A 20,875-nucleotide genomic window follows, 5' to 3' on the forward strand; every position below is an offset into this window, starting at 1 on the left:
ATGGCTGATATCGACGCGCGTTTACGCGAGGATGTGCACCTGCTGGGTGAGCTGTTGGGCAATACCATTCGCGATCAGCGCGGGAGTGAGTTTCTCGACAAGATCGAACGTATTCGCAAAGGAGCCAAGGCCGGTCGGCGCGGTTCGGCTGAGGGCGCCGAGCAGCTTACTTCCAGTGTTGATGGCCTGGCCGAAGATGAATTACTGCCGGTTGCGCGGGCCTTCAATCAGTTTCTCAACCTGGCCAACATCGCCGAGCAATATCAACTGATTCGGCGGCGTGACGATTCACAGCCGCAACCGTTTGAATCTCGAGTGCTGCCTGAGCTGCTCGACCGCCTCAAAAGTGCAGGACATAAACCCGAGACCTTGGCTCGGCAGTTGAGCAAGCTGGAAATCGAACTGGTCCTCACTGCGCACCCCACCGAAGTGGCACGCCGCACCCTGATTCAGAAGTACGACGCCATCGCCGCACAACTTGCGGCCCTCGATCATCGTGATCTGAGCAGCGCCGAACGTGAGCAGATCACCGAGCGCCTGCAGCGTCTGATTGCCGAAGCCTGGCACACTGAAGAGATTCGCCGCACCCGACCGACCCCGGTGGATGAGGCGAAATGGGGTTTCGCCGTTATCGAGCATTCGTTATGGCATGCAGTACCCAATTACCTGCGCAAGGCCGATCACGCGTTGCATGCAGCCACCGGTTTTCATCTGCCACTGGAGTCTGCGCCGATTCGTTTTGCCTCATGGATGGGCGGCGACCGTGACGGTAATCCCAACGTCACGGCGGCGGTTACGAGAGAGGTGCTGTTGCTGGCCCGCTGGATGGCGGCGGATCTATATGTGCGTGACGTCGATCAACTGGCAGCCGAATTGTCGATGCAGCAAGCCAGTGATGCGTTACGTGCCAGTGCAGGCGACAGCGCTGAACCCTATCGTGCTGTCCTGAAGCAACTGCGCGAGCGGCTACGGGCGACCCGCAACTGGGCTCAGGCTTCGCTGGCCGTCACACAGCCCGCGCCAGATAACGTGCTGCATGATAATCGCGAGCTACTTGAGCCGCTGATGCTCTGCTTTCAGTCGCTGCATGAGTGCGGCATGGGCGTGATCGCGGATGGTCCGCTGCTGGACTGTCTGCGTCGTGCAGTAACGTTCGGTCTGTTTCTGGTGCGTCTGGATGTCCGTCAGGACTCCACCCGGCATAAGTCGGCCATGACCGAAATTACCGACTACCTTGGTCTTGGCCGCTATGAGGAGTGGGACGAGCAGGCACGCGTTGATTTCCTGTTGCGGGAATTGAACAGCCGACGTCCGTTGCTGCCTGCGCACTTCAAACCGGCCGCTGACACCGCCGAGGTGCTGGCAACCTGTCGCGAGGTGGCTGCTGCGCCTGCCGCCTCGTTGGGTTCCTATGTGATTTCCATGGCCGGTGCTGCTTCGGACGTGTTGGCGGTGCAGTTGCTGCTCAAAGAGGCGGGCTTGCAGCGCCCTATGCGCGTCGTGCCGCTGTTCGAAACCCTCGCGGACCTGGATAACGCCGGACCAGCCATGGAACAGTTGTTGAACCTGCCGGGCTACCGTTCACGCCTGCACGGCCCGCAGGAAGTCATGATTGGCTATTCCGATTCCGCCAAGGATGCGGGCACCACTGCCTCGGCCTGGGCGCAGTATCGTGCGCAGGAAAAACTCGTTGATATCTGCCGCGCCCAGCAAGTCGAACTGCTGCTGTTTCATGGTCGCGGGGGCACTGTTGGGCGTGGTGGTGGTCCTGCTCACGCGGCGATTCTGTCGCAGCCACCGGGTTCGGTCGCAGGGCGTTTCCGTACCACCGAACAGGGTGAAATGATCCGCTTCAAGTTCGGCCTGCCAGACATCGCCGAGCAGAACCTCAATCTATATCTGGCCGCCGTGCTGGAAGCCACCTTGCAACCGCCACCGCCGCCCGAGCCTGCATGGCGAGAGATGATGGATAACCTGGCGGCCGATGGCGTCAGCGCTTATCGCGCGGTGGTGCGTGAGCATCCGGAGTTCGTCGAATACTTCCGTCAGGCCACACCGGAGCAGGAACTGGGTCGATTGCCTTTGGGGAGCCGTCCGGCCAAGCGCAGGGAAGGGGGCGTAGAGAGCCTGCGGGCCATCCCGTGGATTTTCGCCTGGACTCAGACGCGATTGATGTTGCCCGCCTGGCTTGGCTGGGAGGCAGCGCTCAATAAGGCCCTCGAACGTGGCGAAGGTGAACTGTTAGGGCAGATGCGTGAACACTGGCCGTTCTTCCGCACCCGGATCGACATGCTGGAGATGGTGCTGGCCAAAGCCGACCACGATATTGCCCAACTGTACGATCAGCGTCTTGTGGAGCCGAGACTGCAACATTTGGGTACGCATTTACGCGACCTATTGTCGCAGGCATGCTCCGTAGTGCTGGGGCTGACCGGGCAATCGCAACTACTGGCTCATAGCCCTGCGACGCTTGAATTCATCAGCCTGCGCAACACGTATCTGGATCCACTGCATCTGCTTCAGGCAGAGTTGCTTGCCCGTTCACGCAACCGTGAGGCAAGTCTGGACAGTCCTCTGGAGCAGGCACTGCTGGTGTCTGTGGCGGGTATTGCCGCCGGATTGCGTAACACCGGTTAGTCAGCGCTTCCGTTAATGGCGCGCCGTCAATTGCCAGTGCGCCATTGGCATCAATGACTTGCGCGCTTTTGACTGGCTCAAGCCACCTGAACCAATTTCGCACTCTGCTACCTCTGACCGGGTAGTGGATACTGCGACTTTTGGCGGCTTGTGCCACTTGTGTCGGCTGTGTATCTTGATCAGCCTTTGGCCATTCTTCGGCTCGAACCACATTTGAGATTGGTCCAGTAGTGGCGAATCCGACGTTTACATATAAAAAATTTGAGGAGCACATCGATGCGCGTGATTCTGCTGGGAGCTCCCGGGGCCGGTAAAGGTACTCAGGCAAAATTCATCACCGAAAAATTCGGCATCCCGCAAATTTCCACAGGCGATATGCTGCGCGCTGCCGTCAAGGCTGGCACTGAACTGGGCCTTAAAGCCAAGAGCGTCATGGACAACGGCGGTCTGGTTTCCGATGACCTGATCATCGGTTTGATCAAGGATCGTCTGTCCGAGCCTGATTGCGCCGGCGGCGTGCTGTTTGACGGTTTTCCCCGCACCATTCCACAGGCGGAAGCGCTTCTGGCGGCGGGTCTGGAAATCGACCACGTGCTGGAGATCGCTGTAGATGACGAGGAAATCGTCAAGCGCATGTCCGGTCGCCGTGTACACGAAGGCTCTGGCCGTATCTATCACACCATTTTCAATCCGCCCAAGGTTGAAGGTATTGATGATGTGACCGGCGAGCCACTGTTGCAGCGCAAGGATGACGTCGAAGAAACCGTTCGCCATCGCCTGGCCGTGTATCACGACCAGACCAAGCCGCTGGTTGAGTTCTACAGCAAACTCGAAGCGAAAAATGGCAAGCCTAAGTGCAGCCACATCGCAGGCGTCGGTTCGGTTGAAGACATCACCAGAAAAGTGCTTGAAGCTCTGAGCTGACAGCACTGGCTTGAGTCAACAAACGGTCCGCTTGCGGGCCGTTTTGTCGTTTATAATGCGCCCCTTTTTTGATCTCGATGGATAACCCTGATGACCACCTTGCTGGCCCTGGACACCGCCACTGAAGCCTGCTCGGTCGCTTTGCTGCACGACGGCAAGGTGCTGAGCCACTACGAGGTGATCCCGCGCCTGCACGCCCAGCGTTTGCTGCCCATGATCAAAGCGATCATGGCAGAGGCGGGTATTGGCCTGTCAGCGCTGGATGCCATTGCTTTTGGCCGTGGTCCGGGTGCCTTTACGGGCGTGCGGATCGCCATTGGCGTTGTGCAGGGGTTGGCCTTTGGTCTGGAGCGTCCGGTTCTCCCCGTTTCCAATCTGGCAGTGCTGGCCCAGCGAGCAATGCGCGAGCACGGTGCTCATCAGGTTGCTTCGGCCATCGACGCGCGCATGGATGAGGTTTACTGGGGTTGCTTTCGCGAGTTCGCAGGAGAGATGCGTCTGCTTGGCGCCGAAGCCGTACTCCCGCCAGAGCAGGTTGCTTTGCCTGTTGATGCGAGTGGTGAATGGTTTGGTTCGGGTACAGGCTGGGAGTACGCCGAGCGTCTGCCGGTCAGCGTCATAGGCCACGACGCCGGTATGCTACCCCATGCTCAGGATTTACTGACCCTGGCGACCTTCGCCTGGCAGCGCGGTGAGGCCATCGTTGCAGACGATGCCCAGCCGGTTTATCTGCGGGATAAAGTGGCCACGCCCAAAGCCCGATGATTTCTGTAGGTACTCGCTCTTGCAGGTTCTACGCGATCCGGTGGGACCGAATTCATTCGGGAAGGCGGCATTCCTGACGGCAGAGATAAATCGAACGCACAGGCCCCTTCGCGAATGAATTCGCTCCCACGGATTTGCGTTTGCAGGCCAACATAGAATCTCCCGCAGGAATCTGTGTTTGCAGCCCTACGCAGGGTCTGTGCCATCCTGGGAACCCTTTGTGGTTAGTCAAAACACGACCTTTCATCGCCTAAAATCCTCAACTTCCCGCTTGTTGCGAAACTTTTTCAAATTGTGTGGTCTAGTTATCGTTCGGGTAATTGCAACACTCTGCCCGTGAAGTTAGATTGCCACTATAAGATGCAGAGTACGCACTAATGCGCATAGACGGCCCTTCACAACGTTCATACCCCATCAAACGCAAGCCGCGTAATCAGCCTGCGATCGTTGATGGCACCTTCGAAGAAGTCGAAAACGACGCCGAAGTTGCCCAGCAGCCAGCGCAAAGCGCTCGCTCAGGTGGTAATGCACAGGCCAATTCGACTGCCAACGTTCCTGCACGTCCGCAAGACATCATCTTCCCGCGTTCCATGAGCACTCGCGTTGCCACTGCGCTGGCCAGTTACCTGACCACCGCCAGCTTCGTTGACTGGGATCTGGAAGTTTCAGGGCTTGATCTCCACGTTTGAATGATTCTCGCCTGCCTTACTTTCTGGGATGTCCGTCATGGAGTGAAAACGCCTGGCGCGAATCACTTTATCCCGAAAACGCTCGTACTAACGAATTTCTAGGCCTGTACTCACAGGTCTTCAACGCCGTTGAAGGCAACACCACTTTTTACGCGCGGCCTGCGCCCTCCACTGTGCAGCGCTGGGCTGAAGTGCTGCCCGATGATTTTCGCTTTACGGCCAAATTTCCCGGCGACATCAGCCATGGCGGTGATTTGCGCCTGCAATTGCAGGCCGCGGAAACATTCATCCAGTTGCTGGCACCTTTGGGCGAACGCGTTGCACCTTTCTGGCTTCAGTTGCCTGCCAGCTTCACGCCGCAGCGGCTTGCCGAACTCGTCACGTTTATTGACGAGCTGAACTGCCCGTTGGCCGTCGAGGTGCGCAATATGGCGTTTTTCGAAAAGGGTGATGAAGAGCGCATGCTCAATCGCCTTTTGCTGGAACGTGGCGTTGAGCGCATCTGTCTCGATTCACGCGCGTTGTTCAGCTGTGTGTCCAGCGATCCGGCGGTACTGCATGCACAGTCGAAGAAACCCAAGGTTCCAGCCCGTCCGGCAGCGCTGACTCAATTTCCGCAGGTGCGCTTCATTGGTCATCCCGTGCTGGAGGCCAATGACCCGTTTCTGGTCCAGTGGGTGGCTAAAGTCGCAGCCTGGATTGAAGAAGGGCGTACGCCTTATGTGTTCCTGCACACCCCGGACAACCTCGAAGCGCCGCTTCTGGCCCGACGTTTCCACAGTCAGTTGATGGAACGCTTGCCAGGTTTACCGCCGTTGGTTGAACTGGATCGCGCACCACCGGTGCAGCAACTGGGCTTGCTCTGAGGTCGATAACTATGGCTTCAATAGCCGTATTAACGATCACAGGAGTCAGCAATGGATTCGCAACAGCTTCTTCGCGCACAAACTTTCAAGGCACTGCACGAGCGTGATCATGCTTTTGTGATCCCCAATCCGTGGGACGCAGGGTCGGCCAAACTGTTGGCCTCCATGGGCTTCGAAGCGTTGGCCACCACCAGCGCGGGTCTGGCTTTTACCTTGGGTCGGGCGGATGCCGAAGGTGCGCTGAGCTTCGCCGAATCGTTGGAAAACATCCGGGCAATCGTTACTTCAACAGACTTGCCGGTCGCCGCCGATCTTGAAAACTGTTTCGCCGATAGCCCTGAAGACTGTGCAGCCAACCTGCTGGCAGCGGCGCGGACCGGCATCGTTGGTGCTTCTATCGAAGACGCCACTGGCAAGACCGATCAGCCTATTTATGATTTCGAATTGTCCGTAGCGCGGGTTAGCGCGGCGGCACTGGCTGCACGCAGCTTGCCGTTCCCGTTCATGCTGACTGCTCGAGCGGAAAACCTGCTTAACGACCGGATGGATTTTGCGGACACCTTGAACAGGCTGAAGGCATACGCCGATGCTGGAGCTGACGTGCTGTACGCGCCCGGCCTGCGCACTCGCGAAGAAGTTATTGCCGTGGTCCGTGCCGTTGCGCCCAAGCCAGTCAACGTGTTGATGGGGTTGGGCGGTGTCACGCTGACCGTCGCTGAACTCAGCGAGTGCGGCGTCAAGCGTATCAGCGTCGGCTCATCCCTTGTGCGCGCGGCGTTCGGCGGCTTGTACCGCGCTGCAGAAGAAATCCGTACCCAGGGGACGTTTACCTACGCTGAGCAAGCGCTGCCGTTTGCTCAACTCAATGCTTTGTTCAAGGACTGAGGGTGCGGGGCTCGACGCTGTTTCTGGTTTTCCTGCTGCTCTGTGCTGGCGCCATCGCTGCGGTATGGCGGGGCTGGATCGAGGTGCCAGCGCAATGGAATCCCTGGGCGCCATTGGATATTCAGGCTGAACCCAACTTCCTGACCTCCTGGAAGCTGTCGCGGGTCAAGAATGATCCGCAGTTGTGCGATCAGGTGCTGAGTTCATCAAGCCTTCGTTTCAGCCGTCAAGCCGACAGCCGCGCATCCGCCGATTGCCCGCTCACCGGCGTGCTGCGCATACAGGGCGGAGAGGTGGCGCTGAGCAGCAGCTTCCTCGCCAGTTGTCCGTTGGCGGTGGCCTACGCGCTGTTTGAAGTTCACACCTTGCAGCCCGCAGCCCAGGCGGTATTTGGTCAGCGAGTGACGCGTATCGACCATCTGGGCAGTTTTGCCTGTCGCAACGTCTACGGCAGGAGCAGCGGACGATTGAGCCAGCACGCAACCGCAAACGCGCTGGACATCGCCGGCTTCCGCCTGGCCGATGGGCAGCGGATCAACCTGTTGCGGGACTGGAAGAACGAGGGCGACAAGGGCCGGTTCTTGCGTGAGGTTCGCGACGGAGCCTGCAAGAACTTCAATACGGTGTTAGGGCCTGATTACAACGCGGCGCATCAAAACCATTTTCATCTGGATATGGGCGGTTGGCGGGTGTGTCGCTGAGGTAGATGTTTATGTAGGCGCTGCCGAAGGCTGCGAAGGCGGCGTGTCATGGGAATCCATTCGCAGCCTTCGGCAGCTCCTACAGATGTCACCGAATCAACGGAATCAAGCAGCCATGCGCAGGTTTTGCAGGATGATCGGACGTGCCCAGCCCATGTCGAAATTCAGGGCGCGTTGCTGGGCGACCATGGTGGCGTCATCCAGTGGCAGGGCGGGCTTGTCAGCCAGGTCCCATTCGAATTCGGCGATTGGCAAGTGCAGTGGGCGAGGCTGAGGGCCCGGGCCTGGAATCACGCTGTCGTCGTAAGGATTAAGTACGTTCGGACGAACCCACTCGCTGTCGAATTCCAGATCGCGTTGCTGAGCGATCATTTCGCTGATGCTGAACGGTTCGTTCGGAGGTGGCAGCAGGTCGAGTTCAAATTCAGCGATCGGAAGAAACAGCGGCTCGGCAGGAACACGTGGCATGTCTTCAACCGGGCAGGCGCGCTGCTCGACGATCTTGCCCAGTGTACGCGCACCGGCAACAGGCTCGCCTGTAGCAACATCAGTCGCAACGCTGGCTGGATCAACGGGTTCAGCCGTTGTATCGCGTACTTGTTCAGCCATCACACGGGCAAACGCATCCGACCAGATCTGGGTAACACCGCCCAGAGCCCGGCTGTTACGCAGGGTAAAATCACCTGCGTGCGTTAGATAACCTATGGATGATTGCTGAATGTCTGACATATCGATCGTTACACGTCGTAGGTCTGGCAGAATGCCTGATACTTCTTTATCGGCAGATTTTGCCGATCATTAACACTTTTTGAGCGTGTGGACACAATGAGTGAGCAACAAGCGGGCAGTCGCATCCGGGTCGAAGCCCTAGGTAGCCCCTCAGGTAGCCAAAGTCAGGAACAGGCCGCGCAGTGGGCACAGCGTCTGGACCTGCCGTTAGAGGACGTTGACGCGGACTTTGCCCTGCAAGTGACAGACGATGGCCTGCAATTGCAGCAGTTGGGTGATGACGTGCCAGGCCCGGTGCGGGTGGATTTCGTTGAGGGGGCGGTGGCTCATCGGCGTCTGTTCGGTGGCGGCAGCGGGCAGATGATCGCCAAAGCGGTGGGCATTCAGCCTGGCGTTCGGCCTTCGGTGCTGGATGCAACGGCGGGCCTGGGCAAGGATGCGTTCGTGTTGGCCAGCCTTGGCTGTCAGATGAGCCTGATCGAGCGCCAACCGATCATCGCGGCATTGCTGGAAGACGGCCTGAGCCGTGGACGGCAGGATCGGGAAGTGGGTTCGATCATTAGCCAGATGCGCTTGCTGACCGGCAACTCCATCGAGTTGATTCGGGGCTGGGAAAGCGAGCCGCCGCAAGTGATCTATCTGGACCCGATGTTCCCGCATCGGGAAAAAACTGCGCTGGTGAAGAAGGAAATGCGCCTGTTCCGCCCGTTGGTAGGCGACGACATGGACGCGCCTGCGCTGCTGGAAGCTGCATTGGCATTGGCCACCCACCGCGTAGTGGTAAAACGCCCACGCAAAGCCCCGTGCATCGAAGGCCCCAAGCCGAGCTACGCGCTGGATGGCAAATCCAGCCGGTATGACATCTATCCGAAGAAGGCGTTGAAGTCGGTGTGATCTTGATCATTTCTCTGGCGCGCCACAGGTCTCCTGTTGCGCTGCTGCGGATTCTTTGTGGGAGCCGAGCTTGCTCGCGATGAACGATAACGGGGGTGTAGCTTTAGCTATTGCAGCGCCTGCATCGCGAGCAAGCTCGGCTCCCACGGTTTTGCATCAGCCTCGGATTCCACCTTGATCCAGAGAGCCTGATCAAACCGAATACGCCCGCATAAACAATGCCACCACGTCCTGCACGTGCGCTTCTGCGCTGGCTTCATCCGGCCGTTCGCCGCAGCCCACCAGAAGGCGGAAGTTGCAGACGCCTTTGATCAGGCTGAGAAAGTGCTCGGCGGCGGTTCCAGGGGATTCAAACTTCAGTTGCCCGCGCTGCTCCAGGCGCCTCAGCAAACGCTCGGTTTCCTGAAGAACCCGCTGTGGTCCTGCGGCGAAAAATATCTGCGACAGCTTCGGATCCTGAGTGCCCAGCGTCACCATCAGACGGTGCAACTCAACGGATTCAGGACTGTTTATGAGTATCTGGAAACCCCGCGCAACACTCAGCAACAAGGTCTTTGCCGGTAAGTCGCGGTTCAGCTCAATGAATAATTCCGGCAACTGCTCTTCGCAACGTGCCACCACGGCTGCGGTAAACAGGGTCTCCTTGTCATTGAAGTGGCTGTAGACCGTGAGCTTCGAAACCCCGGCCTCTGCTGCAACCGCATCCATGCTGGTGCCGGCGTAGCCATTGCGCACAAATAACTCTTTTGCCGCATCAAGAATGGCCCCGCGCTTGGCCTGATCTTTTGGCCGACCGGGCCCCGGATTGCCTTGAGCGCTGCTTTGAGAATGGTCAGGCATGTTCGTTTAATAATGTACTGGTGAGTTTGGTAATTTTTAATATACTCGTCAGTACAATTATTCCAAGCATCTTTTGCGAAGGCCTCCACCATGTTGCGCAAGTTCCTGTGCCTCGTCCTGCCTCTGGGTCTGATGTCACTGCTGTCTGGCTGTGGCCAGGAAGCAACTGCACCGACCACAATTCGTCCCGTCATGGTTATTCAGCCATCGCCATCCGCGCAGTCCGTGGACAGTTATCCCGGTGAAGTCCGCGCCCGCTTTGAGCCGGATCTGGCGTTCCGGATCGGCGGCAAGGTCAGCAAGCGTCTGGTGGAAGAGGGGCAACGGGTCAAGGCCAATCAGCCCTTGGCCGAGCTGGATGCTCAGGACGTTCGTCTGCAACTGGATGCCACGCGCGCTCAAGTCGCCGCCGCCGAGGCCAACCTGCAGCTGGTGCGCTCCGAGCGGGATCGCTACAAGACCCTTATGGATCGGCAGATGGTCAGCCGTTCGCAGTACGACAACGCCGAAAACCTCTATCGCTCCGGTGAGGCCCGTCTCAAGCAGATCAAGGCCGAGCTGACCGTTGCTGACAACCAGACCAGTTATGCCGTGCTGCGCGCGCCACAGGACGGCGTGGTGGCAAAAAGGCTGGTGGAAGTCGGTCAGGTTGTCGCTGCCGGGCAAACGGTCTTTACCCTTGCTGCTGATGGTGAGCGGGAAGTCTTGATCAGCCTGCCGGAACAGAACTTCGCCCGCTTCAAGACAGGGCAGCCCGTCACCGTCGAGTTATGGACTCAGCGCGAACAACGCTTCCCCGGGCGCATTCGCGAATTGTCGCCTGCGGCTGACCCGCGTTCGCGGACTTTCGCCGCGCGTGTTGCTTTCGCCAGCGGCAAAGTGCCCGCGGAATTGGGCCAGAGTGCGCGGGTATTCATTGCGACCGAGCAAGCCGTGCCGCTGTCGGTACCGCTCTCTGCCGTGACATCGGAGAACGGCATCAATTACGTCTGGCGAGTCGCGGCCGACAGCACCCTCAAACGCGTCAGTGTCCGACTTGGGCCTTATGGTCAGGAGTCGGTGCCAGTGCTCGAAGGGCTGACCGCCAGTGACTGGATCGTCGCTGCGGGTGTGCATGTGTTGCACGAAGGTGAACAGGTGCGCCCTGTGGACCGTGAAAACCGTGCGGTCAAACTGGCTGCGAAGGAGTAAGCACGGATGCGATTCAATCTCTCCGAATGGGCGTTGCGCAATCGGCAAATCGTCCTGTACCTGATGATTGTTCTGGCGGTAGTCGGTGCGTTGTCCTACACCAAGCTGGGCCAAAGCGAAGACCCTCCGTTCACCTTCAAGGCCATGGTGATCCGCACGCTGTGGCCCGGCGCAAGCGCTGAGGAGGTGGCGCGGCAAGTCACTGATCGCATCGAAAAGAAACTTATGGAAACCGGCGAGTACGACCGCATCGTATCGTTCTCGCGTCCCGGCGAATCTCAAGTTACTTTTATTGCCCGTGACTCGATCTTCTCTTCGTACCTGCCGGAGCTGTTCTATCAGATCCGCAAAAAGGTCGGGGATATCCGTCAGAACCTGCCTCCGGGTGTACAGGGCCCGTTCTTCAACGATGAATTCGGCACTACCTTCGGCAATATTTACGCGCTGTCCGGCAAGGGCTTCGACTATGCCGTGCTCAAGGATTACGCCGACCGCGTTCAGCTTCAACTGCAGCGCATCAACGATGTGGGTAAGGTCGAGCTGATCGGCTTGCAGGACGAGAAGATCTGGATCGAGCTGTCCAACGTCAAGCTCGCCACGTTGGGGCTGCCGTTGCAAGCTGTGCAGCAGGCGCTCGAAGCGCAGAATGCCGTCTCGGCTACCAGCTTCTTTGAAACACCCAGCGAGCGTATTCAACTGCGCGTCAGCGGTCGTTTCAAGACGGTTGATGAGATCCGTGAATTTCCGATCCGCGTGGGTGATCGCACACTGCGTATCCGTGATCTGGCCGAGGTCCATCGCGGCTTCAATGACCCACCTGCGCCGCGCATGCGTTTCATGGGCGAAGAGGCGATCGGGCTGGCGGTGGCGATGAAGCCGGGCGGCGACATTCTGGTGCTGGGCAAGGCGCTTGAGGGCGAGTTTGCCCGCCTGCAGAAAAACCTGCCTGCCGGAATGGAGCTGCGCAAAGTTTCTGATCAACCTGCTGCGGTGAAAACCGGCGTCGGTGAGTTCGTTCAGGTACTAGCCGAAGCACTGGCGATTGTGTTGCTGGTGAGTTTCTTCTCACTGGGCATGCGTACCGGCATGGTGGTCGCATTGGCGATACCGCTGGTATTGGCCATGACGTTCGCCTGTATGTACTACTTGGGCATCGGCTTGCACAAGATTTCCCTCGGTGCGTTGGTGCTGGCGCTGGGCCTGCTGGTGGACGACGCGATCATTGCCGTGGAAATGATGGCGATCAAAGTGGAGCAGGGCTACGACCGGCTGCGTGCTGCGAGTTTCGCCTGGACCAGCACCGCTTTCCCGATGCTGACCGGCACGCTGATCACCGCTGCTGGCTTCTTGCCGATTGCCACCGCGCAGTCGAGCACGGGCGAATACACCCGTTCGATCTTCCAGGTGGTGACCATCGCGCTGCTGGCTTCCTGGGTAGCTGCCGTGGTGTTCGTGCCATATCTGGGCGAGCGGCTGCTGCCCGATCTGGCGAAGATTCACGCCAAAAAACATGGCACTGGACCTGACGCAGTGGACCCTCACGGTACGCCGTTCTACCAGCGGGTGCGGGCGATGGTGGGCTGGTGCGTGCGCTGGCGCAAAACGGTGATCGTCGCCACGGTTGCTTTGTTCGTGCTGTCGGTGGTGATGTTCAAGTTTGTCCCGCAGCAGTTCTTCCCGGCGTCCGGTCGCCTGGAGCTGATGGTGGACTTGAAGCTGACTGAAGGCGCTTCGCTGAACAGCACGGCCGAGCAGGTCAAGCGTCTTGAGCAGATGCTCAAGGATCATCCGGGTATCGACAATTATGTGTCGTATGTCGGGACCGGTTCGCCACGTTTCTACCTGCCCCTTGATCAACAACTGCCTGCAACCAGCTTTGCGCAGTTCGTGGTCCTGGCCAAAAGTATTGAAGACCGCGAAGCCTTGCGGACCTGGCTGATTAGCAGTCTCAATGAACAATTCCCGACCTTGCGCTCACGGGTAACGCGGCTGGAAAACGGCCCACCGGTAGGTTACCCGGTGCAGTTCCGGGTCAGCGGCGAGCACATCGACGAAGTCCGCGAGTTAGCTCGCAAGGTCGCGGCCAAGGTGCGGGAGAATCCTCACGTTGCCAACGTCCATCTGGACTGGGAAGAACCGAGCAAGGTGGTGTTCCTCATTCTGGATCAGGACCGGGCGCGCGCCTTGGGCGTGACCACGGCCGAACTGTCGAGATTCCTCCAGCGTTCGTTGACCGGCTCCAGCGTCAGCCAATACCGCGAAGACGATGAACTGATCGAAATCCTTCTGCGGGGCACACCTGATGAGCGCCAGCAACTGGGGGCGCTGGCGAGTCTGGCGGTGCCGACTGAAAACGGCACCAGTGTGGCGCTGTCGCAGGTGGCGACGCTTGAATACGGTTTCGAAGAGGGCGTGATCTGGCACCGTAATCGACTGCCCAACGTGACGGTCCGTGCCGATATTTACGGCAAGGAACAGCCCGCAACGCTGGTGCAGCAAATCCTCCCCACGCTGTCTGACGTGCGCAATGAATTGCCGGATGGGTATTTGCTGGAAGTCGGCGGAACGGTGGAGGACGCCGCTCGCGGACAGGACTCTGTGAAGGCGGGTGTGCCGCTGTTTATCGTGGTAGTGCTGACCTTGCTGATGCTGCAACTGCGCAGCTTCTCCCGGATGTTGATGGTGTTCCTGACCGCACCGTTGGGATTGATCGGCGTGACGTTATTCCTGCTGGTGTTCAACCAGCCATTCGGGTTCGTCGCCATGCTGGGCACCATTGCTTTGTCGGGGATGATCATGCGCAACTCGGTGATTCTGGTGGACCAGATCGAGCAGGATATTGCGGGAGGGCTTGATCAGTGGTCGGCGATTATCGAAGCGACCGTGCGCCGCTTCCGGCCCATCGTCCTGACCGCGCTGGCGGCGGTGCTGGCGATGATTCCGCTGTCACGCAGCGTCTTCTTCGGCCCGATGGCCGTGGCGATCATGGGCGGGCTGATCGTCGCTACAGCGCTGACGCTGCTTTTTCTGCCAGCGCTGTATGCGGCGTGGTTCAGAGTGAAGAAGGTGGATTAAAACGGGGTGCATGTTCGTGGGAGCGAATTCATTCGCGAAGGGGCAGGTACAGGCGATACATCTCCACCGTCTGAAAAACCGCCTTCCCGAATGAATTCGGTCCCACAGGATTTGCATCGCACATCAGTTTGCTGGCAACCACAGAGTCTTCCACATCCTGTGTTTGCATGACGGCTCAAATCCCGGTGGGAGCGAATTCATTCGCGAAGGGGCAGTTACAGGCGATATATCTCCACCGTCTGAAAAACCGCCTTCCCGAATGAATTCAGTCCCACAGGATTTGCATCGCACATCAGTTTGTTGGCAACCACAGAGTCTTCCGCATCCTGTGTTTGCATGACGGCTCAAATCCCGGTGGGAGCGAATTCATTCGCGAAGGGGCAGGTACAGGCGATACATCTCCACCGTCTGAAAAACCGCCTTCCCGAATAAATTCGGTCCCACAGGATTTGCATCGCACATCAGTTTGCTGGCAACCACAGAGTCTTCCGCATCCTGTGTTTGCATGACGGCTCAAATCCCGGTGGGAGCGAATTCATTCGCGAAGGGGCAGGTACAGGCGATACATCTCCACCGTCTGAAAACCGCCTTCCCGAATGAATTCGGTCCCACAGGGATGGCATTTCAACCGGCGGTGGCTGCTTACAACGCCCCAAACACCTTCTTCGCCAGGCTCGTCGCTGCCGCAGCCGGGTTGGCGCGGATGCTTTCTTCCTGCTTGGCGATCATTTCGAAAAGGCCATTGAGCGCCTGCTCAGTCACGTAACTTTCGATATTCGAGCTCTTGGCATCAAGCACACCCAATGTCGCCGCCTGACCCGCGAAAGCGTTGTACTTCTGCGCCAGGCCGACCTTGTCGGTAGCCTGCTTGACGATAGGCAGGAATTTGGCGCGGATCTGCTCGCGGCTGCTGCTGTTCAAGTACTGAGTGGCTGAATCCTTGCCACCGCTGAGAATGCCTTTGGCGTCAGCCACGCTCATCTTTTTCACAGCATCTACCAGCAACGCCTGGGCCTGCGGAACGGCAGCTTCAGCGGCCTGGTTCATGCTGGTTTCCAGTTGGTCAACCTGGTCGCCCATGCCGAACTGCTTCATTTTTTTCGCGACTTTGCCCAGTTTGCCCGGCAGCTCGATGCGCACTTCTTCATTGTTGCTGAAACCACCGGGTTTACCCAGTTGCTTGACGGCGATCTGGGCACCCTGGGTCAACGCATCCTTCAAACCGCCGGTGGCGTCCGATTGCGACAGATCGTTCAGTGACAAGGCAAATACACTGCTCGACAGCATCAGGCCCGCGCACACGCTGGCAAACGTAAAGGGGAGACGGAACATGGGGGCATCCTTTTCTTTGACTTGATTCGGAGACCGCGCCGAGCTGAACCTCGACGCGGTAATGCACAGAGCCTATCAGGAACTCGGTCTGGCTGGCTGCACGCAATTCCAACGGTCAGCGACTTTCCTCAGCGGGCTCGGGTTCGCCAGGCTCCTCTGTCTGATGCAGCGCCACTTGACGAATCGATAGCCGGATTTCTGCAGGCAACACACGCTTCGCTGCCCCCTCCGCCAGTTCGCCCAGCAGCGGGTGATAGCTGAGCTTACCGGCCGGATCCTTGCGCAGCACGCCCAGGTCCAGCAGCGTCTGAATGAAATGACGGAACAGGCTCTTGTCGAAAAACTCCGGCGCGTTCAGGCCGTGGAGAATCGATAACCGCTGGGCCATCACCGTACACAGGTCTTCCAGTTCTTCGGCGCTGAGGGTCTTCTGCCCGCTGTTAAGCAGCAAGGCGATGGCCATGTAGAAGCGCTGCAGGGTCTGAGCAATGGCTCGTGACAACAGGGTCAGCAGCACAAACTCTCGAGAGCTTGGCGCTGGCCTCATGTAGACGTTGTTTTCAAAGCGCAGCAGGCCTTGTTCGACGAAGGCTTGCAGCCATTGATCCACCACTTCGTCCAGCTCGTTCACCGGCCAGCGAATGAACAACTCCGACTGCAGATACGGATACAGCGCACGGGTGTAGCGCAGGATCTGCTCGCGGCTCATGCGCGACGAGCTCTGGAAGAAACTCGCCAGCAGCGAGGGCAGGGCGAAGATGTGCAGGATGTTGTTGCGGTAATAGGTCATCAACACCGCGTTCTGCTCGTCCAGATACAGAATTTTGCCTAAGGCATCCTTCTGTTCCGACAGCAGGTTCATGCCTTTCACATGTTCAATCAGGGCTCGCCCATCGCCTTCCGGCAGGGTGGTGTGGGGCGAGTAAGGCACGTTGCGCAACAGCGTCAGGTACAGATCCAGTACCCGCTCCATGGCCTGATCGTCCAGCGCCAGTTTCTGTGTGGACAGCAGGGCCAGCGCTACAAGATTGACCGGATTGATCGCCGCGGCTTCGTTCAAGTGCTGAGCCACGCGTTCACCCAGGCGATTGGTGGTTTCGTTCAGCCAGTCCGGTTTGAACTGCGGGCCCAACTGTTGCTCCCGCCAGTCCGGTTGTTCATCGTCGAGAAACTCAGCCAGTTTGATCGGCTCACCGAAGTTCACCGAGACCTGACCGAAGCGCTGCTTCAAGGCACCGATGACCTTGAAGATATCGAAGATCGACTCTTTCTTCTTCGTCGCGCCGCGCAGTTCGCCCAGGTAAGTGCGACCTTCCAGTACGCGCTCGTAACCGATGTACACCGGCACAAACACAATCGGCATCCGCGAGTTACGCAGAAAGCTGCGCAGGGTAATTGCCAGCATGCCGGTCTTGGGTTGCAGCATGCGCCCGGTCCGCGAGCGTCCGCCCTCGACGAAGTACTCCACCGGGAAACCCTTGGTGAACAGCGTGTGCAGATACTCGTTGAAAACCGAGGTATACAGCGGATTGCCCTTGAACGTGCGGCGCATGAAAAATGCGCCGCCACGACGCAACAGACCGCCAATCACCGGCATGTTCAGGTTGATGCCCGCCGCGATATGCGGAGGGGTCAGGCCGTTGCGGAACAGCAGATAGGACAGCAGCAGATAATCGATGTGGCTGCGATGGCACGGTACGTAAATGACTTCGTGACCCTGAGCAACGTCTTTCACGCCTTCGATATGGCTGACTTTGATGCCGTCGTAAATCTTGTTCCAGAACCAGCTCAGGATCACTTCCAGAAAGCGGATTGCTGAATAGGTGTAGTCCGAAGCGATCTCGTTGGCATAACGCAGCGCCTGTTCCCGGGCTTTGGCTTCAGGGATCTTTTCCCTTTCGGCCTCTTCGAGAATGGCCTGTTTGACCAAGGGTTCGTCGAGCAGGCCGTTGACCAGATTGCGCCGGTGCGACACGTCGGGGCCGATAACGGCGGTCTTCAGATTGCGGAAGTGCGTACGCAGCAGACGCTGGGCCATACGCAGGGTGAGCTCATGACCTTTGTTTTCGTTGACCAGATCGCGCATGTGGATCGGCGCAGAGAATTGCACCCGCGTCTTGCGGCCCAGAATCAGGATGCTGACGAAACGCCGCAGACGACCGGTAACGGCCCAGCTGTCAGCAAACAAAAGCTTCCAGGCGCTGGATTCACGATCCGGTGACTGCCCCCAGAACACACTGACCGGGATGATTTGCGCGTCCTCGGTCGCGTTCTGACTGACTGCGCTGACCAGTCGCTCAAGCGTCGGCGGCGCGCCTCGTTTGTCCTGACGGCCCAGCCAGTCTGGCGAAGGCGTCAGGTAGAAGTACGCAGCCGGTTCAACCAGCTCGCCCACCGACACCGGCAGGATAGGACGCGGCAAGCCGGCCTTGCGGCATTCGGTGTCGATCACCGCCAGGTCGCTCATGGACGGCGACTGCAAGGCGTAAAACACCGGGCGACTGCGATCCAGGTTGAGCGTGAACGACGACTGATTAATGGTCTCGGAACGAACCCAGAGATAGAGCAGACGGCGCAAGGTGCCGAATACAAGGCGGCGGAACGGTGATCGGGTCATACGGCATCTGCGAAAAGGGGGCGGTGCCCGCGAGGACGCTAGTGTGCCGTATCTGGGGGGGTTGGGCAAAAGCGGAAGGGCCTGCGCATCAAAAAATAAACCTAAAATAAATTTTTATTGTGCGGCGCTTGGTTAGGAATAAAAAACCTTTTTAAAACATGGGGTTGTGTTGTTGGTAAGTCATTTTCAGGGATTGTTCCTACAGAAGTATAAGATGGGTCTTTATATATTAAGAGAGTGGCGGTTAGAAGTGTTGTAGGAAGCGGTTTTTGTGTGTGTTTGGTTGGTTGACATGTTGTTTTGTTGAGCATAATTTCTTTCTCGGTACAGTGCTTGCTGTCTGTCTGATAATCGCTGTTATAAATAACCAATAAAAGTTTGGAGGGCATTTTATGTCTGTTGGTTTGGCTTTGCAGGGCAATAGTGTGGTGCGTGGGGCTGTAATGGCTTCGCCGTCTTTGATGAGCATGGAAAAAGCTGAGGCTATTGACTCTTTTAATGTGATGTTGGTAGAGACGATGTCGCCACTGTTAAAAGAGTCATTGAGGGGTGCGGAGAATAACCCCACTATGAACGCAGCTAATAAAGACGTTGTAAGTGGCGCAGGTGTCGTTGCTTTGAAGCATGTAGGTGATCAGTCGTCGCATATTTATGATGTTGAGATGATGACTTCAGAAGAGGAAATGGCTAAATATTTTTCGTTGCTGGAATTGCATTTTGCAGAGCTAGACGGTCTTCCAGTCGCGCGAGAATGCTCAGATTTTGAAAAGCAATGGCTCTCCAAGAGTGCTGCTGAGCGCGAAGAGGAGATATTGAAGATGTCGAACGCAATTTGTTGTTTTAGAGGTTGATTTATGGAGTGTGGAATGAAGTCTATTAGATATGTTCCGTTGTTGCTGGGGTTAGCGGTCTTTCCGGGTCTTGGTTTCGCAGGTAATCCAATTTTGGATTCGCTGGAGGAGCAATATTTTGGCTTGGAACGATTAGGGGATGAAAAATTAGCGAAGCTTAAAGGGACTAGGCTGATAGCTGACTTATCCATGCCTAGTGTGACAACCGGTATGCGTTATCACTACGTGTCTTGGAAGAAATTTGGAAACAAGGGCGATTACAGGTCTTACAATTATCTTGGTGATCACCACGATAATCGCTATGGATTTACCTATAAATGGGCTGGCTTTGCCGAGCCAACCAATGTTGCAGGTGATAAATGGATGGCTGACACCTCGGGCAATGCCCAGTTGTGGAATAAAGCTCAGTTTGAAATGGTGGAGTACCACTATCAGGTGCTGGATAAAAACACTCGGCTTCCTCGAGAGCTAGGTTTCCGAGAGTCGAGATGGAACAGGCCGATGTCAACGTTTCGTTGGTGATCCACTACCGACCTCAGACTTAACAGTCTGAGGTTTTTATTCTGGTTGTCTGCAGGTGGTTTGATGTTTAAGCAGTGGTTTATATTTTTAATCGTGATGTTAGCTTCGATACATGGCGTTCAGGCGGATACGATTCGTTTAAAAAATGGTGATCTGTTATCTGGCGAAATGATTTCGTTTGGGCAGGGTATTGTCGTGTTCAAGTCCTCGTACGGTCCGCCCTTAAAATTCCAGTCAGAGGACATAACCTCACTGATGACTGAGGCTGAATACGAGGTGGTGTTTGTGAATGGAGACAGGGCAACCGGGCTATTAGAGGAGAACGAAGCCAGGCAGGGCATCCTGATGTCCGAAAATCTAGGGCGTGTTGATATAGAGTTTTCCAATGTGGTGGGCTTGGTTAAGAAGTTTGATGGCGGCAACGGCAGTCAGACACTTAACAAATCGATGAAACCACAACAGTACGGTCAACAGAAGATCGATGAGACTCCCTTGGACTTTTTGACAGGCTCAACCGTTCTCTTGGCACCAGGGCAGTATGAGTTGGACGTGGGTATGTCCTATAAGCAATTTCGGGATAAGCACTCTTTGTACAGCGTCGATCGTTTTCAGAAATCAACGCGTTCGGCCCGGATGTTTGAAGTAAGAAGTAGCCTTCGCGCCGGCTTGATGGCGGGCATTGAGGGGTACGTCAGTGTACCGGTCACCTATACCCATGTTGAGGACGTGTCTTCGAACGATTATGTCCGTGATGCCGAGGCGTGGGATGTATCAGATCTTGGATTCGGTCTTCAGTATCAATTGACTGCTGAAACAGCGAATTTACCCGCGTTTTCTTTAACCGTAGATGGTTCGGCCCCAACGGGTAAGAAAAGGTACAGGGATCAGTTTCACGACTGGAAGGATCCTTTGGATAACGGCAGCGGTCACTGGAGTGTCGCGCCCGGTCTGGCCTTCGCACGTAATGTGGATCCGGCTATTTTGTTTGGAGGTATTAGCTATCGGTATTACTTTTCAGAAACGATCGATGGTTACCGCGTGAAGCCTGGTGCTTTACTCGGTAGTTATTTTGGCATCGGTTTTGGCTTGAACGAAAAGCTGTCACTGGGGAGCAGGCTGTCCTATGCCCATCGGGAGAATATGATGGTGAATCGCGAAAAGATTTTGGGTTCGGATGTCGACCCAGTTGAGCTTTCCTTCAATGCTTCATACAGAGCTTTCGATCGTTGGGTTATCTCACCTCAGATCACGTTTGGGATTAACCAGGACGCTGGGCAACCCTTGCTTGCGCTGAACGTCAAACGGCAATTCAACTGATGCAAGGCGCAAAGTGGTGGGTGGTATTTTTTGTGGCTCA

Annotated in this window: 18 protein-coding genes; 13 read left to right on the forward strand and 5 right to left on the reverse strand. The window is 57.0% G+C overall.

The annotated features are described in order from the left end of the window. The 7 genes from ppc (at position 1) to K3169_RS07905 (ending at position 7,467) form a co-directional block, all read left to right on the forward strand. Positions 1-2,637 (forward strand): phosphoenolpyruvate carboxylase, encoded by a 2,637-nt coding sequence (gene ppc, locus K3169_RS07875; RefSeq protein WP_263270882.1) that lies wholly within the window; start codon positions 1-3, stop codon positions 2,635-2,637. 276 nt (positions 2,638-2,913) lie between these two features. Then, positions 2,914-3,561: an adenylate kinase gene (adk, locus tag K3169_RS07880; protein ID WP_231677734.1), complete on the forward strand. Its 648-nt coding sequence runs from the start codon at positions 2,914-2,916 to the stop codon at positions 3,559-3,561. A 90-nt stretch (positions 3,562-3,651) separates the two neighbouring features. Then, the gene (gene tsaB / locus K3169_RS07885; RefSeq protein ID WP_263270884.1) at positions 3,652-4,326 is read left to right on the forward strand and encodes a tRNA (adenosine(37)-N6)-threonylcarbamoyltransferase complex dimerization subunit type 1 TsaB; all 675 of its coding nucleotides are present in this window, start codon (positions 3,652-3,654) and stop codon (positions 4,324-4,326) included. A gap of 377 nt (positions 4,327-4,703) precedes the next feature. Further along, a complete protein-coding gene (locus K3169_RS07890) occupies positions 4,704-5,015 on the forward strand; it encodes a hypothetical protein (RefSeq protein WP_027902465.1) in 312 nt (103 codons plus the stop codon). Further along, on the forward strand, positions 5,012-5,881 hold the full coding sequence (locus K3169_RS07895) for a DUF72 domain-containing protein (protein WP_263270886.1): 870 nt from the start codon (positions 5,012-5,014) through the stop codon (positions 5,879-5,881). Before K3169_RS07890 ends, K3169_RS07895 begins: the two co-directional genes overlap by 4 nt. A gap of 51 nt (positions 5,882-5,932) precedes the next feature. Then, the gene (locus tag K3169_RS07900; protein ID WP_122396160.1) at positions 5,933-6,766 is read left to right on the forward strand and encodes an oxaloacetate decarboxylase; all 834 of its coding nucleotides are present in this window, start codon (positions 5,933-5,935) and stop codon (positions 6,764-6,766) included. A 2-nt stretch (positions 6,767-6,768) separates the two neighbouring features. Beyond that, positions 6,769-7,467, forward strand: a complete 699-nt coding sequence (locus tag K3169_RS07905) for an extensin family protein (RefSeq protein WP_263270888.1) — start codon at positions 6,769-6,771, stop codon at positions 7,465-7,467. Positions 7,468-7,572: 105 nt separating this feature from the next. Here K3169_RS07905 and K3169_RS07910 read toward each other — a convergent pair whose 3' ends face one another. Continuing rightward, complete coding sequence (locus K3169_RS07910; protein ID WP_122396159.1) at positions 7,573-8,196, reverse strand: energy transducer TonB; 624 nt, start codon at positions 8,194-8,196, stop codon at positions 7,573-7,575. A 96-nt stretch (positions 8,197-8,292) separates the two neighbouring features. On the opposite strand from K3169_RS07910, the gene K3169_RS07915 reads away from it, so the two are divergent. Continuing rightward, positions 8,293-9,090 carry a class I SAM-dependent methyltransferase gene (locus tag K3169_RS07915; RefSeq protein ID WP_263270892.1) on the forward strand — a complete coding sequence of 266 codons (798 nt, stop codon included), beginning with the start codon at positions 8,293-8,295 and terminating at the stop codon, positions 9,088-9,090. Positions 9,091-9,282: 192 nt separating this feature from the next. On the opposite strand, the gene K3169_RS07920 is transcribed toward K3169_RS07915, so the two are convergent. Beyond that, positions 9,283-9,930, reverse strand: coding sequence for a TetR/AcrR family transcriptional regulator (locus tag K3169_RS07920; protein WP_122396157.1), 648 nt, complete (start codon positions 9,928-9,930; stop codon positions 9,283-9,285). A gap of 90 nt (positions 9,931-10,020) precedes the next feature. Between K3169_RS07920 and K3169_RS07925 the strand changes: the two genes are divergently transcribed. After that, positions 10,021-11,121 carry an efflux RND transporter periplasmic adaptor subunit gene (locus K3169_RS07925; RefSeq protein WP_263270896.1) on the forward strand — a complete coding sequence of 367 codons (1,101 nt, stop codon included), beginning with the start codon at positions 10,021-10,023 and terminating at the stop codon, positions 11,119-11,121. A gap of 6 nt (positions 11,122-11,127) precedes the next feature. Then, entirely contained in the window at positions 11,128-14,196 is a 3,069-nt protein-coding gene (locus tag K3169_RS07930; RefSeq protein ID WP_263270898.1) for an efflux RND transporter permease subunit, read from the forward strand. Positions 14,197-14,838: 642 nt separating this feature from the next. Here the strand turns inward: K3169_RS07930 and K3169_RS07935 are convergent. The 3 genes from K3169_RS07935 to K3169_RS07945 form a co-directional block, all read right to left on the reverse strand. Next, on the reverse strand, positions 14,839-15,528 hold the full coding sequence (locus tag K3169_RS07935; protein ID WP_255885748.1) for a DUF4197 domain-containing protein: 690 nt from the start codon (positions 15,526-15,528) through the stop codon (positions 14,839-14,841). Positions 15,529-15,643: 115 nt separating this feature from the next. Beyond that, positions 15,644-18,145, reverse strand: coding sequence for a glycerol-3-phosphate 1-O-acyltransferase PlsB (gene plsB / locus K3169_RS07940; RefSeq protein ID WP_255885749.1), 2,502 nt, complete (start codon positions 18,143-18,145; stop codon positions 15,644-15,646). Positions 18,146-18,246: 101 nt separating this feature from the next. Then, positions 18,247-18,534: a hypothetical protein gene (locus tag K3169_RS07945; protein ID WP_147471388.1), complete on the reverse strand. Its 288-nt coding sequence runs from the start codon at positions 18,532-18,534 to the stop codon at positions 18,247-18,249. A gap of 3 nt (positions 18,535-18,537) precedes the next feature. Here K3169_RS07945 and K3169_RS07950 point away from each other — a divergent pair, with 3 nt between their 5' ends. The 3 genes from K3169_RS07950 (at position 18,538) to K3169_RS07960 (ending at position 20,835) form a co-directional block, all read left to right on the forward strand. Next, a complete protein-coding gene (locus tag K3169_RS07950) occupies positions 18,538-18,996 on the forward strand; it encodes a hypothetical protein (RefSeq protein WP_122397376.1) in 459 nt (152 codons plus the stop codon). A gap of 15 nt (positions 18,997-19,011) precedes the next feature. After that, positions 19,012-19,518 carry a hypothetical protein gene (locus K3169_RS07955; protein WP_049826975.1) on the forward strand — a complete coding sequence of 169 codons (507 nt, stop codon included), beginning with the start codon at positions 19,012-19,014 and terminating at the stop codon, positions 19,516-19,518. 63 nt (positions 19,519-19,581) lie between these two features. Next, positions 19,582-20,835, forward strand: a complete 1,254-nt coding sequence (locus tag K3169_RS07960; RefSeq protein WP_263270903.1) for a transporter — start codon at positions 19,582-19,584, stop codon at positions 20,833-20,835. The last annotated feature ends 40 nt before the right edge of the window (positions 20,836-20,875 follow it).

The sequence above is a fragment of the Pseudomonas phytophila genome, assembly GCF_025643095.1.
GTDB classification, from domain to species: Bacteria; Pseudomonadota; Gammaproteobacteria; order Pseudomonadales; family Pseudomonadaceae; genus Aquipseudomonas; species Aquipseudomonas quasicaspiana.